A 15107-nucleotide genomic window follows, 5' to 3' on the forward strand; every position below is an offset into this window, starting at 1 on the left:
CTCTTTGGTGGATACCGATTCATCTTATGCCCTCCTACTCTTCCGTTAATGAAACCTTGTCAATCATAATATTCAGAATTTCTATATCTGTATTTTTCATACCTACTCTACCGATATAGCCAATGCTTTTAATCGTATCCTCGATGTTGCTTTGGACAATTCCCTCACCGGCCTTAAATGCCAAACCTTTCATTGACAAATGATGGGCCAAAATGGCCGCATCAACAGAGGAAGCAATTTTAGCAGCACAGGAGGACTTGGCGCCATCACAAACAATACCGCCAACATTAGCCACCACATTGATAATCGTATGGCAGATTTGTTCATAGGTACCACCACTCATATACGTAATTGCCGCTCCACAACCGCAAGCGGCTGTTACCGCTCCACAAAACGCAGAGAGACTACCAATATAGTGCTTATGATAAATAGAGACTAGATTACTTACCACTAAAGACCGATATAATCCTTCTGTCCCCACCTTTAATTCTTTCGCATATTCAATCACTGGCACCGAAACCGTCATTCCCTGATTGCCGCTTCCTGAATTAATGACTACTGGTAGAGAACAGCCATTCATGCGCGCGTCTGACCCTGCCGCCGCTTTTGCTCTAGCTCGTACTTTCACATCGTCACCATAGACAGCCAGTAACGTCCGCCCTACCTGGGCTCCATAATCGTTTGCCAAACCAGCTTCGGAAATAGCACTATTCATTTCAATTTGGCGGCTGATTACCTCTTCGATCTCGGATAAATCAACTTCCTTCGCAAAATCCAAAATATTCTTTATGCTCCATAAAGACCAGTCGGTTACTTCACTGGCTTCATCAACTGGATTTTCACGAAAAATCACTTCCCCATTTTTGACTATCTCCGTTACTAGAGTATGTCTATTTACAATCTTTACACTAGCTTCTTCGTTCCCGGCCTTCGCCGTGGCAACAATATAAAGATTGGCTACATTCTCCTGTAGAGTACATGTAAAAAAATCGGTAGCAAGTAGTTCTTTCGTCTTGGCGATATCTTCTGCAGTTATATCTTCTAGTACTTCCAATTCCCGCTGAGCATTACCGCCAACCACTCCGAGAATAGCGGCCACATCTACACCACTCAAACCATTTGAATTAGGTACCGTAACACCTTTTACGTTTTTAATTATGTTGCCACTACAAGAAATTTCCAACTTCTCAGGCATACATCCTAGTATCTCCCGAGCCTTAGCCCCTGCGTACGCCAAAGCAATTGGCTCTGTACACCCAAGAGCCGGAACCAGTTCTCTTCGCAGCGTGCTGATAAAACCATCTTTCATCTTCTTATCCATACCATTTTACCTCTTTATCACCTATGATATAACCAGTAGTATAACTAGCGATATGCCCATTATATATATCACCGGCTGTATTTGTCAATATGGATAAAAAAAGTCTACTAGCCGCATCTTACGGCAGTTCCTCTACTTGCTCCATCTGCTTGCCAAGCTTCCACTCCTTGTGCAAAAGCGTATTCTTTCAAGCATTTTTCACCGTAGGTAAGTGCTGCTTCCAAATCCTGATTGTCAGAAAAAGAGTAGAGCAGGGTCAGAGCAGGATGCGTTAGCATCCCGCTTTGACATTTGACATTGAGCCAAAAAAAGAGAGCCCCATCGATTGATAGAACCTCCCTAAAAAGACATTGGATAACAATCCAATATTAGCATAATTATTTACCAAAAAAATCTCTGCCATAGCGTACTGCTCCAATTACATTTGCGTCATTGCTATACATACACTTTATTATCTTTGTTGTCAGCAAATGAGAAAACCGATAATCCGTCTGTTCAAAGGCCTCTACCAGTTTTTCTACAAACCATTCCTCTTCACTAATACCACCACCAATGCAAATCACCTCCGGATTAAAAACAGAAGTCAGAATATACAAACCTTGTACATGATTCTGAATCCACTCTTCCATAGCCACTATTGCTTCCGGATCTCCGGCCAAATACTTTTGACATACCTCTTTCCCATAGCGGGCATGGTTTTCATAGTTTTTATTCTGGTTATACGTTGCAACCAACGCTTTTACCGAAGCAATATCTCCTATTCCACGGGTTTTACAATTCTTTACAGCTATAGGAATGTGGGAAAATTCTCCCGCAATCCCGTCGATGCCTGATAAAATCTCGCCACCATAGCAGATACACCCCCCTATCCCTGTACCGATTAGCCAATATGCACTAGATGATGTATTCCTACCATTCCCCATTTTCAGTTCACAGTACGCTGCCGCTTTAGCATCGTTTAATGCCTGAACCGGTCTGAAGAGGCGCTTTTCTACTTCTTCTCTGATATTAGTCCCATACAATACAGCAATCGTATCAGCCGCCCTGGAAAGCACCTGTAATGAATCAGGGTGAACTCTTCCCGGCACGCTAATCCCGATACACTCCACGTCTCTGCAATCAATGTCTTTACACATATAATCATAAAAGGTATCTTTATCAGTATGATAGCCCGTCTCTTTCCTCCAGGCCTTTAAAATCCGGTACTGGTTATCTAGCACCGCATATTTTATATAAGATCCGCCAATATCAATTCCTAGATAAATCATCTTTAATCGTTATTCCTTTAGCTTCTATTTGATTAACCACACCTTTAAACTGTGGCAGATATTTTTTATGTGCAATCATCAGTTCATCGAGCACTCTTCTGGATGTTTCCCCGGAGGGAATCAGCGGATTGAGGGTGAATGCCTGAAGAACCATTCCGTAATCTCCTGTAACTGCCGCTTCACACACGCATAGTTCCATATTTTTCATAACTTGAAGCCAACCCCGTTCTGCTGGTTTCAGAGGCCCAAAAAAAATGGGCAATGGCCCAGCTGCGCTGATATAAGCTGAAACCTCAACAACACAATCAGGATCCAAATCAGGCAATGCGCCTTGATTTTTTGTTGAAACAACCATATGCGATTTCTTATCACAATATAACGATACGATTGTCTCGCATGCGGCCGTCGAATAATGTGTTCCTCCCCTCTTCGAAAGAGCTTCCGGCTTTTGATTAATTTTCTCATCCCGATACTCTTCAAATAACTGTTTTTCTGTATCTCTTACCTGTTCTGCCCTCGTACCAATACTTCGGTACTGCTCTAGTCCCTGTTTAAGCATTTCTTCTTGACGATAATAATAGCGATGATATGCACACGGAATCATGCCTATGTTTCTCAGATGTTCCATATAGAACGGAACTTCTGGAACATTCTTAGGCATGCCAGCATCACCTTTATACAAATTCTCAATAATCCGGCCTGTTACTTCCCGACCCTCTGTATCGAATACTCGATGCCAGTGGAAATGATTCAGACCCGCAAATTTATATGTCAGATCTGCTGTTTCTTTTCCTAGCAATTTATATTCCTTGTTCATCGCACTTATTGGCACATTACACAGACCAATCACCTTGTCCCATTTACCATAACGGATCACCGCCTCTGTCACCATTCCGCTGGGGTTGGTGAAATTAATAAGCCACGCATCTGGACATAATTCCTTCATCTCCTCTACAATCTCAAGGACAACAGGAATCGTCCTGAGTGCTTTAAATATACCACCAGCTCCATTCGTCTCCTGTCCTAGCAGACCGTATGAAAACGGAATCCGTTCGTCTTTGATTCGAGCATTCATCTGTCCGACCCGAAACTGTGTCGTGACAAAATCCGCATCCATTAGTGCTTTTCGCCGGTCCAAGGTACGGTATACTTTGACATCATAAGGAGATGCATCCCACATCCGTTGTGCCATCTTCCCGACAATGTCCATCTTTTCTTTTCCTTCTTCAATATCTAACAGCCATATTTCCCGAACCGGCATCTGTTCATACCGTTCAATGAATCCCTCCATTAATTCTGGAGTATAACTGCTCCCTCCTCCTATTGTAGTAATCTTGACGCCTTTCTTTTTCACTTTTATTCTCCTTATCTGCGCTTCCGATGTCATACAAATAGCCATATTCATCCCGACTAACCTTTTACTGCGCCACCCGTGAGTCCTGTTACAATTTGTTTTTGCATTAATATGTAGATGATAATGCTCGGTAAAGATATCATCACGGTCGCCGCAAACATCGCTCCATAATCGCTGGCAAAAGCACTTTTGAAGTAATAGAGCGCAACAGGTAACGTCCGGCTCTCATGTCCAGTCGTCAAAGTCATAGCGAATTGAAACTCATTCCAGCAAGTCAGGAACTGTAGTACCCCGGCCGTCGCAAATGCCGGTTTTCCCAACGGTACAATTATTTTTATAAAGGTATTCAGAAACCCGCTCCCGTCAATATATGCTGATTCCTCCAATTCCCGAGGGATGGCCATAAAATAACCTGATACAATAAATAGTGTCGTAGGTATACCGAAACCAGCATATACAAGAATTAGTCCCAATCTGGTGTCATACAACCCGACTGCTTTTATCGTAGTGTACAACGGAATCAGCAAAGCCGCACCCGGCACCAGTAGCGCCAACGAAAACATTGCCCGAAAAAAACGTTTCAGTTTAAAAGATGCCCTTGCGATAACATATCCCGCCATTCCCATAACCACCAGATTCAATACCGTTGCTGTTATTGATACAAAAAAACTATTCATATAGTACTTCGCAATAGGTGACACCCGAAAGGCATTGACATAGTTCTGAATATGTAATCCGGTCGGAAAATCAAAAGTCGATGACAGAATCTCCGGATTTAGTTTAAAAGATGAGACCAGTACCCATAAGATCGGTACAACTGACATTACAATAATGACTCCAACAAATATAAAAGTTGGTACCTTTACAATATAGTTTCTTATTCTCTTCATCTTTTAGTCTTCCTTATTCATACGATAAATACGATTGATGATACCAATCGATACTAGACCCATCATGATTAAAATTATCCCCTGAGCACTCGCTAGGCTGTAGTTATTCTCACGCATTGATGTCTCATAGATCAGTAGCGGCATATTTATGGTAGTTGTTCCGGGTCCACCATTTGTTGTCATTAGAATGATATCCAGTTTTTGCAGCATCGATGTCGCCGAAAGAATTGTTCCGGTAGCAATTGCATTTTTCATTAATGGCAGAGTAATATAAACACTTGTTTGAAAATATGTCGCACCATCTATGGAAGCAGCTTCATATACCGTCGAATCTACCGCAGTCATTTCTGCTGATACAATCAGCGCAACTGTTGCTGCAAAAGGTAACCAGATCATTGTAACAGACAGAAATGCCGTCTTCGGATCCATAAACCAGTTCTGGCTATACTCCTCCTGACTCAACAGGCGAACAATCGAATTCAATAAGCCAAACTTCGGATTCAATATACAAAGAAACACCATTCCCCATGCTGCACTCGAAATGATGTTGGGAATCATGAATACCGTACGGGCAAACCGTGCATGCCACGATTTTGCCCGTCTCGATACCACTAGCGCAAACATCACTCCGATAAGCACATGCACAGAGCTCTGCAGGAGGACCCACTTCACCGTATTAAGAGCAGCTGCCTTAAAAACTGTGGACGTAAAAAGCTCGACATAATTCTGGATTCCAATAAACTTTATTTCCTGACCAATATTCCACTGTGTAAATGAGGTGACGAGCAAAACTACTAGGGATAATGCATATACAAAGAGAAACAATAGTGTGCTCGGAACTAAAAAAGCTACAACCCACTTTTTTTTTATTTTCATATACTTTTCCCTTATTTAGAGCTTTCAGCTGCCTCGTCTAACTTTTTCGCCATTTCTTCAGCAGTAATATTGCCATAGACCAAGTCCGGATAATATTTACTAAATGAGTCTACTACTGTCGGATACGCCGTTACATCGAAAGTAGCAAATGCATATTCCGTGCCTTTGCGATCTTCCATCATTTGTGCAAACAGAGGATTCTCTGCTGCGAATTGATCGGTAATTTCAACATTATTGCCACACGGAACATCTTTTGTATACTCCATTGCAGCTTGTTGCCCCTCTGCATCAGTGAAGACTTTCAAGAGTTTCATCGCCGCGTCTTGTTTCTCCGGCGAGTCAGCACACACCACCCATCCCTCTGGATAAGTTGTCATTAAGCCGTTCTCCGGAAACATGGCAATCCCCACTTTATCGCTAAACCCTTCCATACTCTTTTCCGGGTTCTCAAAATCAGGGGTCATCCATAGCCCATTACAGAACATTGCCGCTTCACCTTGCATAAAGTTATTAGCTGCATTAGCATAAAGCGCACCAATGGCATCTTCTGTTGTGTACTTCTCTAAAAGTACTTTCATCCGCTCTAATGCATCAATCACCTCTGGCGTCTGATAGGTGTCGGGATACTTAGTATTCATAAATTCATTGCCCGCTTCCCCATTAGTTCCAATCATTGCTGCTAGCAGAATATTTGTCGCCCAGCAGTTTTCGCCAGTCATTAATGCTAGCGGAGTATGCCCTTTCGCATCCAGCTTCTCGCAATTATCCATAAATTCTTCCCAGGTCTTTGCAGGTTCAATTCCGGCATCGGCAAACATTTCTGTATTATAGAAATAGCCTGATAGCTGAGTCAGAGCAACCAAAGAATACAGCTTTCCATCTTCACTCATATTAGCCTGAATGGCATCTTCACTGAGGTCAGCTTTCCATTCCTGGTCGTCCTCAAGCATCGGTAGAATATCAACTGCCTGCCCGTTATCAATTGCCAACTCCTTGATTCCGTTTTTACCATCTACTACATCTGGTAGTTCACCTGATGCAGCCAGAACTTTCATTTTATCAGCATATGCCTGATCGCTAGGCAGCTCCTCAATCTCTAGCTTAATCTCATCACCGTATAATTCTTCAAACCTATCCAAACACGCTTTTTCCTGTGCCGCACTTGGATGATTTCCAACTCGGTATGTGGCATATTTAAGCGTCACAATATCTTCGTTTTTTTCACTCTCTGACTGGCTACCACTATCTGTTCCATCTGACTTACCGCATCCTACAACAAAACTGGAAACCATAGCCCCCACCAAAAATAGTGCTAATACTTTTCTTTTCATTTTCTTACCATCCTTTTTTCTTAATTTAAGCCCCTCTCATACAAGCACCCATTGCCATACTACACGTCGATTCTATTTACTGTCAATGTGTCGCGCTACGAATAGTTATTGTTTTTTTTGATAAGTTTGTTGCTTATATTGTTTTTCTTGATAGGCGTATTCCTTTATTTTCTTGTAGATATTTGCCTATTTCCTCTGCTAACTCCTGCGTGTTCAGCACTGCCTCGTTTCCTTGTACAGTGGTTACTCCTTTCAGAGCCTATCACACAGAACTCCCTGGGTACCACACCTACCGGTTAGAAACGTGCGCCGCCTGGCGCACGTTAAAAAAAAGTCTACTGCCGTAAGATTTGGCAGTAGACTTTTCTAATTTATAATTTTTTTGATTTTTCCGAAGCCGCCTTAATGCAATCCATTACCGCAAAGCGGAAGCCACCGCGCTCTAACGCTTCAATTCCTTCAATGGTAGTTCCACCAGGTGAGGTGACCATATCCTTTAGGGCCCCTGGATGAATATCTGTCTCCATCAACATCTTCGCTGATCCAAGACACGTTTGCTGGGCTAAGCTATAAGCCTGAGCTCTTGGCAACCCTTGCTTTACCGCTCCGTCAGCCAGCGCTTCAATAAATAACGCTACATAAGCCGGACCACCGCCACTTAAGCCACAAGCCACATCCATTAATTTCTCCGGCACCCACTCTACACTGCCGATGCCTTTAAAGATTGCCTCAGCTAGCGCTTGCTCCTGCTTGGTAAAGGTACTGTCTGAGCACAACACCGTCGCTCCTTCTTTAACCATAGCTGGCGTATTAGGCATGACTCGTAAAATCCGGGTATTATCTCCCATCATCGCCTGTAGACGTTCGACGGTAATTCCTGCCACTATCGATAACGCGGCCTTATCCTCTAAGGCCTCTTTACATGCTGCTAACATCTCTGGCGCTTGTTGCGGTTTTACCCCTAAGACTACCATCTCTGACTCTTGGCATAACGCGCTGCTACTATCTTTTGTGGCAACGCCCCAGCTGGCCGCCTTCTCATTGGCTACAGGACTAATGTCGTAGACAGCTACTTCTGCGGCCTTTAATACACCGCCATCGAGAGCCCCTTTAAGAATCGCTCCACTCATATTGCCACAACCGATAAAACCAATTTTGTACTTTGCCATTTTTCTTCCTCGCTTTCCCAAATAAACCTATTCTTCCACTTCCAAATACTGAAGGGCAAACTTGGCATATAGAGCTGCCCCTTCCTTTAATACACTTTCATCCACTTGAAAGCATTCGTTGTGATGAGCATAAGCTGCCCCTATGGCTTCATTGCGGCACCCTAAAAAGACAAAAACCGAAGGCACTTTTTCACTATAATAAGAAAAATCCTCAGAAACCATCTGCTTTTCATAGTCGCCAATAAAGTCTTCACCGTAGAGAGCTACCCCAGCTTCTTTGACCATACTTACTAACTTTTCATCCGTATTAATAACGGCCCCTGGGCCATACGTATACGTAAGCTTGGCCGTACAACCAAAAGCTTTCGCCGTCTGCGTAACCAGATTACGGATTTCCTCTTCGTTCTTCTGCCTCTGCTCTGGCGAAAAGGTGCGAACAGTACCTTCCATCACCACCTGATCGGCCACAATATTAAAGCGGGTACCGCCATTTATGGTGCCTACAGATACAACTAAGGGATTATTCGGATCGTTATTCCGACTTACCTGAGATTGCAGATTCATCAGTATCCCCGTTGCCGCTAATATGGCATCTTTCCCTAAGTGAGGGGCACAGGCATGGGAACTCAGTCCCTTAACTTTAATCACGAAATTATCGCAAGAGGCCATGCGCGGACCGCCCTCAATACTCAGCTTATGAGCTGCAAGGCCTGACCAAATATGCATCCCCATAATAGCGTCCACGTCGTCTAACACACCCTTTTTCAGGTAGTACTTAGCACCGTAGGTAGACTCTTCGGCCGCCTGAAATAAAAACTTAATCGTACCCACAAGGTTCTGCCGGTATTCACTTAGAATCTCTGCTGCTCCTAAAAGCATCGCCATATGGCAATCGTGACCACAGGCGTGCATATTGTCATTTTCGGATTTATACGGCAATTCACAGGCTTCCTTTACCGGCAAGGCATCAATATCTGCTCTAAGCATGACCGTCTTTCCTGGCTGCCTACCTCTAAGTACGCCCACCACTCCATTATAATCGGCAAAAGTCTCTACCTCAAGACCCATTCGCGCAAGCTCGCTTGCTAGGACTTGCGTAGTTTCCTTCTCTTCAAAAGAAAGCTCCGGATGTTGGTGAAAATACCGTCTTCTTTCGATTATGTACGCTTCCTTTTCCTTCGCTAAATCTGCAACGTTCAAGTACCCACCCCCTACATTTTTGTTCTTCTTTCTCGTTACTATTCGTGATATAATCAGCAATATAGCCAGTATATATATCACTCCCTATGGCTGTCAATAAAAAACACGTAAAGCGAGGCCCTATGAAGAATAATCAAAATATAAAAGATATCGTTTACAAAGCCATTGTCAATGATATTTTATCCTACGAATACCGACCAAATGAAGTTCTAAACGAGAAAACGTTGGTGGAAAAATACGGATATAGCAAGACGCCCATTCGCGAGGCACTACAGGCACTTTGTAACGATAATGTCCTTCGCAACATTCCCCGTTACGGCTACGAAATCGTGCGGATTACCTCTGATGATGTTGGCGATATGCTCCAATATCGTTACATCCTAGAAAGCGGGCTGCTAAAGCTCAAATATAAGGATATTAATGAGACACAAATCAAGCGCTTAGAAGAGATTGATGCCAAATGTACGGAATTCGAGAATGATATTTGGGAACACTGGAAATATAATACTGAGTTTCATTTAAAGCTGATGGCCTTTTGCCAAAACGCATATGCCTTAAATGAACTAGAAAACTGTATGAGCCGTCTTAAAATAGCTTATGCTCAGTTTTATTGGAATAGCTATGACAGCACTCCCTTATCCATTGACACCCGCAATCACGCTCCTATTCTAAGCAGCCTACGGGATAAGAATTTAGACAAGCTCTTGACCGCTCTAAAAGACGATTTATCCGATTTTGGCGGGGCGAATTATAACTTTAACATTGTCGTTGAGTAGACATAGATAACACCCCTGAATCATCCTATTTGTGTGATTCAGGGGTGTTGATTATATCTTATTCATTTTTCGCTGCCGCAATACCAGCAAGCGTGCCGTCGCAGACTGCTGTTGAAATCTGCTTAACCTCCTTTAAGCGAATGTCGCCAATGGCATAGACACCTGAGAGCTCTGTCTCCATCTGATCATTCGTGGGTACAAAGCCCTCAACTAGTTTCAGTTCGGAGTAGAGCTCGGTATTCGGTGTGGCGCCTGCATACACGAATATACCAACATCTGAATCTGTTATCCTCTGCGTCTCTCCTGTGCTTTCATCTAAGATATCTAAAGAGGTTACACGATCACTTCCCGCTACAACAGTTATTCTTGAATGTAGTCTTACCTTGATGTTATCTGCTGCTTCCACTTTCTTTTTGAATTCTGCGATACATCCTAGCGTTTCTTCAAAATGAACAATCGTAACGGTTTTAGCAATTCGTGAAAGGAAAATCGCTTCTTTAATAGCACCATCCGCGCCACCCACTACGTATACATTCTTCCCTGCATATTTTACACCGTCTCTGGCAGCGTTCATACCCATGCCCTTACCAGATAGCTCCGCTTCTCCAGGTATTTCTAGCTTACGAGGAGTGGTACCGCTTGCTAAGATTACTTTTTTTCCTTCGTATTTATTATTCTCTGTATAGATTGTCTTCGTGCTGCCAATTAAAGAAACTTTCGTTACCTCTTCGTAGACAAAATCAATACCAGCCGCTTCCGCTTGAGCTTTTAATCTTTCAGAAAAGCTTTCGCCAGTCTCCTGACTCATAATTCCTGCGTAATGGGTTACCGTCGAGATATTGCCAACGAGACCTCCTACCGCTTTCTTCTCAATGACAAGCACACGCTTGCCCCGGCTAACGGAGTATATTCCTGCACTCACACCTGCCGGTCCGGCCCCAATTATTATAACATCATACATTTCTGTTCCTCCTATTCTTTGTACACACATCATTGTAACACTTCTGTATTCAAACAATTCTAAAACTACTCTTAAGTATTTGTCGCAAATGTGATAAAATGATATCTAAAATAAAACATTATAAAATTGGGGGGTTTTACAAATGGAAAATGTATTTAAATCAAAGGCGAAGCATAGTGATTTCGCATGGGAGAACTTAGGGGATATCAAAGGCGGTAGAGGCGAGCTCGGGGAAAGCATGCCTGTCTTAGTCTATCGGATGATGCAGTATACAATGTTAGATGTTCTTTCAAAGGACTTAGGGGAAGAACAGGCCAATGTTTATTTTCACCGTGCCGGCTTTCTCTCAGGAACAGAGTTTGCCAAAAACGTTCTCAATCTAGACGTTGACTTTGATACCTTTGTGGCTGAGCTCCAGCAGAAATTACAAGAATATAAAATCGGTATTTTGAAAATGGAAGCTTTTGACAGCGAAAGCGGAAACATCATCCTCACCGTAGGGGAAGATTTGGACTGTAGCGGTCTACCGGTAACCAACGAAAATGTCTGCACCTATGATGAAGGCTTTATTTCCGGTATCCTAAATGCCTATACAGGCAAAAGCTACCAAGTGAAGGAAATCGATTGCTGGGCTAATGGCGACCGCGTTTGCCGCTTTTCCGGCGAAGTAAGCGAAGACAACAACGATTAATATGGATTGATGAGAGGTAAAAGATAAATGAAAGAAGTCGCTGACTTATTATTCGAATATTTAAAAAATCTACTCTATCATCCCCAAAGCGCCCACTTAGATGTGGACGCTTTACCTGTTGAGTTCAAAGAGCTAGGCCAAGGTCTCCTTTTTCTAGGTGACTGTGTGAACGAACAGCGAACCTTTGCAAGTGCTTTGGCTCACGGCAACTTAAGTACGCCACCGCCTTCTAGGGATAACGATCTTGCTGCGCCGCTTAAATCACTGCAATCTTCCCTCCGCCACATTACCTGGCAATCACAACAAGTGGCTAAGGGCGATTACGGTCAACAAATTGATTTTATGGGTGAATTCGCCGAAGCCTTTAACACCATGATTCACCAGCTTGATGAGCGCCAACAATCGCTTCTAAATAAGATTGAGAAAATCGAAAAGCAACGGGTGGCTTTAGCTCTAAATAACACCTTCTTGCAGGCGATTGCCGACGAGATTCCCGGGTGGATTATCGCTCTTGATTGCCAATCAAAGAGATTGGCCTATACAAATGCGGCCGCTAAGAGTTCTTTTGCCGAGGATCCTTTAATCGCTTCAGAGCTGCCTCTTCTATTAGGGGACTATTTAAGCTCCCAGATAGATATGTCTAACACGGATTCTTTTCAATTAAGCGTCGATAGCCGAACAGGTCCTATTTATCTAGCCGTCAAATGCTATCCACTCACTCTTGAAAAGCAAAATGTAATCGCTTTTTCTATCGAGGACATTAGTGCGAACCGGGAAGAAATGCTGCGTTTGGAAAACATGGCTTATTTAGATGAATTGACCCAGCTTCACAATCGCCGTTTTGGCATGTCCCTTTTCTACCAATGGCTTGACGAAAAAAAAGATTTCTGTCTATGTTTCATCGATCTTGATAACTTAAAATACGTCAATGACAAATACGGACATACAGAAGGTGACTTGTATATTATAAAAGCTGCTGACGACTTAAAGTCTCTTGCTAGCTCCATTCCGGTAATGAGCGTTAGTCGTCTCGGTGGTGATGAATTCATGCTTTTACTTCAAAACGAAAAAAAAGAGCATATAAATACTCTTTTAGAAGAACTGCGTACAAATATGATTAACTTTCCTATGCCTGAAGGCTGTGATTATCAATACAGCATTAGCTATGGGGTAGTGGAAATCGACAGCAGCGAGCAGCGTAACGCATCCGAGCTGCTAGCTATCGCTGACGAGCTGATGTACGAATACAAGCGCGCCCATAAAAAAGCGCGCCCCACCTCTAGGAATCATTAGCTTTCCTTCGTTATAAACGCTGCCCAGTCCCCCTGATACTCCTCGTTATGCTCACGCCAATATAAAAGCCGCTCTACGTATTCTTGCTTTCTTGTTTCTACCGGATTCTGACACGCTGGCACACCGTGTTTTCTGACAATCGCTGTCAACTCGTAGATAGGGAGACCCATGGCGTGACCACTAGTATGAACTACACCACAGGCTTGACCGACGGCGTGACATAAGGCCATATCCACTGGTGAAGAGATTTCTTTCGCTACAGCATGGGCATCAAGAATCGCCCGCTGAGCAACTGGCATCTTAACCTTTCCAGCGGCCCAGTCCCGAGATATACTCACCGCGTTCGCTAATCGTTCTTCATCTGGATAGCGTTTTTTCATATCTACTACTATCTCATCGCCAAACTCTAACGCCCACAAGATTACTGTTTGGTGATTTTGCTGCTGAATCAGTCCCTCTAAATCTGCGAGAAATTCACTATGCTTACCAAAGAGTATCTGGTTCTTTCTCTTCATTCTATTCTGAACATCACTAAGCCAATCCATCGTCTTTACCCTCCTACTTTTCAATAATTATAGCACAAAGAAGGTTATTAAGTGCGCAAGGATAAAAGACACTACGCAGACAGAAATCCCCCCTAATAATTCTTTCGCCGTATGCCTTTTTAAAGACAAAGATGCCCATATAATTAGGGCTGCTACTAACAAGCAAGGTATAATTGTCTTTACGCCTACAAAATAAACGAGCAACAATAATGGTCCTGTAAAGCTACAAGCATGACCACTAGCCCGAAAGCGAAGTAACGTATTGCACAGCGTCAGTAATAACACAGAAATAAAATACGTTAGACAGATTAGCTTTACCTGCTTAGTGGCACTTACTGCAAACGCCCAAACAAGTGCTATCCCATATCCGAGAAGATTCATGATAAACGCTAGCTTTCGCTGACCCTCTCGGCCTTTCTCTTTCAGAGAAGGAATAAGTTTTTGCAGAGGATAGGCGATGATAGGCACGACACCTAATAGTATGCCAATAATAAGCACCTCTGATACACTCCGAAAAATGTCACTTCTTACCCTCGCTAAGATGAACACCAGTATGGAAACTATAATCGGCGGTACCGACAATACTCTTATACCCTTGGCAACTGCTTCTTTATTCACCATTCCCTTATCATCCCTTCCTTGCCAAGACATTGGCAAATCCTTTCACTTCATTTATAATATTGTTACAAATTGTAACATTGCCAAAAAATCTTTTCAATATAACATGGAGATACTGTGACAAGGAGGTTTGATTTGTAACATGGATGAAAGAAGACTAAGCCGCACAAATATTCTGGCCAAGGAATATATCGTTTCTGCTCTACTTTTGCTGGTATCTCAAAAACCATTAAGTAAAATAACTGTTTCTGAACTTTGTCAAAAAGCTGGTGTTTCACGAATGACCTTCTATAAAGTTAAGCAGAGTACCACGTCCATAAAACGTGCAAAGGCAAAAGGTGAATGCTACTGATTTTTTATATATTCTTGTACCAAAGAAAGACTTTGCTCGCTAACAGTAGCAACAAAATAGCTACTTGACCCAAAGTATGGCTTCCCGTAAAACCTCCCTACTTCCGTAGGAAAATCTCGCTGGGCAAATCCTGTTGTCTTGGTCTTTAGCACATTTACAAATTCCGCCTAAGCCATTCCTGGAGTCGCTTCAAAAAGTAGATGTAGATGGTCAGCCTCTCCATTTAACTCTAAGATATTGTAACCAGAACAAGATGATATTGAAGAAGAAAACACGAGTGCCGATACGGACTTAAATGAAAAATTAAATTCCAGCAATCTCTAACCGTAGTAAATCTGCGGAAGTAACTTCTGTTTTGCACCTTAACAAATTCATATATTTGTCGTATAATTAACCTAGAAGCACCAAAAATGTAAGCTTTACTGCATGCCAAACGGGCATCTGAAAATAGTGTGCGAGACT

At 42.8% G+C, this 15107-nt stretch carries 16 protein-coding genes; 4 read left to right on the forward strand and 12 right to left on the reverse strand.

Annotated elements, in window-relative coordinates; genetic code table 11:
* Positions 1-34: 34 nt before the first annotated feature.
* The 8 genes from NHH16_RS13585 to NHH16_RS13620 form a co-directional block, all read right to left on the reverse strand.
* Positions 35-1321: an L-cysteine desulfidase family protein gene (locus NHH16_RS13585; RefSeq protein ID WP_262070154.1), complete on the reverse strand. Its 1287-nt coding sequence runs from the start codon at positions 1319-1321 to the stop codon at positions 35-37.
* Between the two features lie 377 nt (positions 1322-1698).
* Positions 1699-2589: an ROK family protein gene (locus NHH16_RS13590; protein ID WP_262070155.1), complete on the reverse strand. Its 891-nt coding sequence runs from the start codon at positions 2587-2589 to the stop codon at positions 1699-1701.
* Positions 2570-3943, reverse strand: coding sequence for a 6-phospho-beta-glucosidase (locus tag NHH16_RS13595; protein WP_262070156.1), 1374 nt, complete (start codon positions 3941-3943; stop codon positions 2570-2572). The genes NHH16_RS13590 and NHH16_RS13595 overlap by 20 nt, the downstream gene beginning before the upstream one ends.
* A gap of 56 nt (positions 3944-3999) precedes the next feature.
* Entirely contained in the window at positions 4000-4833 is an 834-nt protein-coding gene (locus NHH16_RS13600; protein WP_262070157.1) for a carbohydrate ABC transporter permease, read from the reverse strand.
* Between the two features lie 3 nt (positions 4834-4836).
* Entirely contained in the window at positions 4837-5709 is an 873-nt protein-coding gene (locus tag NHH16_RS13605; RefSeq protein ID WP_262070158.1) for a carbohydrate ABC transporter permease, read from the reverse strand.
* Positions 5710-5720: 11 nt separating this feature from the next.
* Positions 5721-7040, reverse strand: coding sequence for an ABC transporter substrate-binding protein (locus tag NHH16_RS13610; protein ID WP_262070159.1), 1320 nt, complete (start codon positions 7038-7040; stop codon positions 5721-5723).
* A gap of 371 nt (positions 7041-7411) precedes the next feature.
* Positions 7412-8209, reverse strand: coding sequence for a pyrroline-5-carboxylate reductase (proC, locus tag NHH16_RS13615; protein WP_262070160.1), 798 nt, complete (start codon positions 8207-8209; stop codon positions 7412-7414).
* Positions 8210-8236: 27 nt separating this feature from the next.
* On the reverse strand, positions 8237-9409 hold the full coding sequence (locus NHH16_RS13620) for a M20 metallopeptidase family protein (protein ID WP_262070161.1): 1173 nt from the start codon (positions 9407-9409) through the stop codon (positions 8237-8239).
* Positions 9410-9531: 122 nt separating this feature from the next.
* Here NHH16_RS13620 and NHH16_RS13625 point away from each other — a divergent pair, with 122 nt between their 5' ends.
* Positions 9532-10185, forward strand: coding sequence for a GntR family transcriptional regulator (locus tag NHH16_RS13625; protein WP_262070162.1), 654 nt, complete (start codon positions 9532-9534; stop codon positions 10183-10185).
* Between the two features lie 58 nt (positions 10186-10243).
* On the opposite strand, the gene NHH16_RS13630 is transcribed toward NHH16_RS13625, so the two are convergent.
* The gene (locus tag NHH16_RS13630) at positions 10244-11146 is read right to left on the reverse strand and encodes an NAD(P)/FAD-dependent oxidoreductase (protein WP_262070163.1); all 903 of its coding nucleotides are present in this window, start codon (positions 11144-11146) and stop codon (positions 10244-10246) included.
* Positions 11147-11288: 142 nt separating this feature from the next.
* Here NHH16_RS13630 and NHH16_RS13635 point away from each other — a divergent pair, with 142 nt between their 5' ends.
* Both NHH16_RS13635 and NHH16_RS13640 read left to right on the forward strand, forming a co-directional pair.
* Positions 11289-11837, forward strand: a complete 549-nt coding sequence (locus NHH16_RS13635) for a 4-vinyl reductase (protein WP_262070164.1) — start codon at positions 11289-11291, stop codon at positions 11835-11837.
* A 27-nt stretch (positions 11838-11864) separates the two neighbouring features.
* A complete protein-coding gene (locus tag NHH16_RS13640) occupies positions 11865-13130 on the forward strand; it encodes a sensor domain-containing diguanylate cyclase (protein ID WP_262070165.1) in 1266 nt (421 codons plus the stop codon).
* Here NHH16_RS13640 and NHH16_RS13645 read toward each other — a convergent pair.
* Positions 13127-13675: a putative immunity protein gene (locus NHH16_RS13645; RefSeq protein ID WP_262070166.1), complete on the reverse strand. Its 549-nt coding sequence runs from the start codon at positions 13673-13675 to the stop codon at positions 13127-13129. The genes NHH16_RS13640 and NHH16_RS13645 overlap by 4 nt on opposite strands.
* A 27-nt stretch (positions 13676-13702) precedes the next feature.
* Positions 13703-14326, reverse strand: a complete 624-nt coding sequence (locus NHH16_RS13650) for a hypothetical protein (protein ID WP_262070167.1) — start codon at positions 14324-14326, stop codon at positions 13703-13705.
* 109 nt (positions 14327-14435) lie between these two features.
* On the opposite strand from NHH16_RS13650, the gene NHH16_RS13655 reads away from it, so the two are divergent.
* A complete protein-coding gene (locus tag NHH16_RS13655; protein ID WP_262070168.1) occupies positions 14436-14645 on the forward strand; it encodes a TetR/AcrR family transcriptional regulator in 210 nt (69 codons plus the stop codon).
* On the opposite strand, the gene NHH16_RS15785 is transcribed toward NHH16_RS13655, so the two are convergent.
* Positions 14639-14797 (reverse strand): transposase, encoded by a 159-nt coding sequence (locus NHH16_RS15785; protein WP_416389394.1) that lies wholly within the window; start codon positions 14795-14797, stop codon positions 14639-14641. The genes NHH16_RS13655 and NHH16_RS15785 overlap by 7 nt on opposite strands.
* Between the last annotated feature and the right edge of the window lie 310 nt (positions 14798-15107).

Source organism: Ohessyouella blattaphilus, from assembly GCF_024721265.1.
Classification (GTDB): Bacteria; Bacillota; Clostridia; order Lachnospirales; family Lachnospiraceae; genus Aequitasia; species Aequitasia blattaphilus_A.

Coding starts and splice junctions, on each gene's coding strand:
- NHH16_RS13590 (WP_262070155.1), bottom strand. CDS start 2,589: ATGATTTATCTAGGAATTGATATTGGCGGATCTTATATAAAATATGCG.
- NHH16_RS13650 (WP_262070167.1), bottom strand. CDS start 14,326: ATGTCTTGGCAAGGAAGGGATGATAAGGGAATGGTGAATAAAGAAGCA.
- NHH16_RS13585 (WP_262070154.1), bottom strand. CDS start 1,321: ATGGATAAGAAGATGAAAGATGGTTTTATCAGCACGCTGCGAAGAGAA.
- NHH16_RS13600 (WP_262070157.1), bottom strand. CDS start 4,833: ATGAAGAGAATAAGAAACTATATTGTAAAGGTACCAACTTTTATATTT.
- NHH16_RS13625 (WP_262070162.1), top strand. CDS start 9,532: ATGAAGAATAATCAAAATATAAAAGATATCGTTTACAAAGCCATTGTC.
- NHH16_RS13640 (WP_262070165.1), top strand. CDS start 11,865: ATGAAAGAAGTCGCTGACTTATTATTCGAATATTTAAAAAATCTACTC.
- NHH16_RS13630 (WP_262070163.1), bottom strand. CDS start 11,146: ATGTATGATGTTATAATAATTGGGGCCGGACCGGCAGGTGTGAGTGCA.
- NHH16_RS13635 (WP_262070164.1), top strand. CDS start 11,289: ATGGAAAATGTATTTAAATCAAAGGCGAAGCATAGTGATTTCGCATGG.
- proC (WP_262070160.1), bottom strand. CDS start 8,209: ATGGCAAAGTACAAAATTGGTTTTATCGGTTGTGGCAATATGAGTGGA.
- NHH16_RS13645 (WP_262070166.1), bottom strand. CDS start 13,675: ATGGATTGGCTTAGTGATGTTCAGAATAGAATGAAGAGAAAGAACCAG.
- NHH16_RS13655 (WP_262070168.1), top strand. CDS start 14,436: ATGGATGAAAGAAGACTAAGCCGCACAAATATTCTGGCCAAGGAATAT.
- NHH16_RS13610 (WP_262070159.1), bottom strand. CDS start 7,040: ATGAAAAGAAAAGTATTAGCACTATTTTTGGTGGGGGCTATGGTTTCC.
- NHH16_RS13605 (WP_262070158.1), bottom strand. CDS start 5,709: ATGAAAATAAAAAAAAAGTGGGTTGTAGCTTTTTTAGTTCCGAGCACA.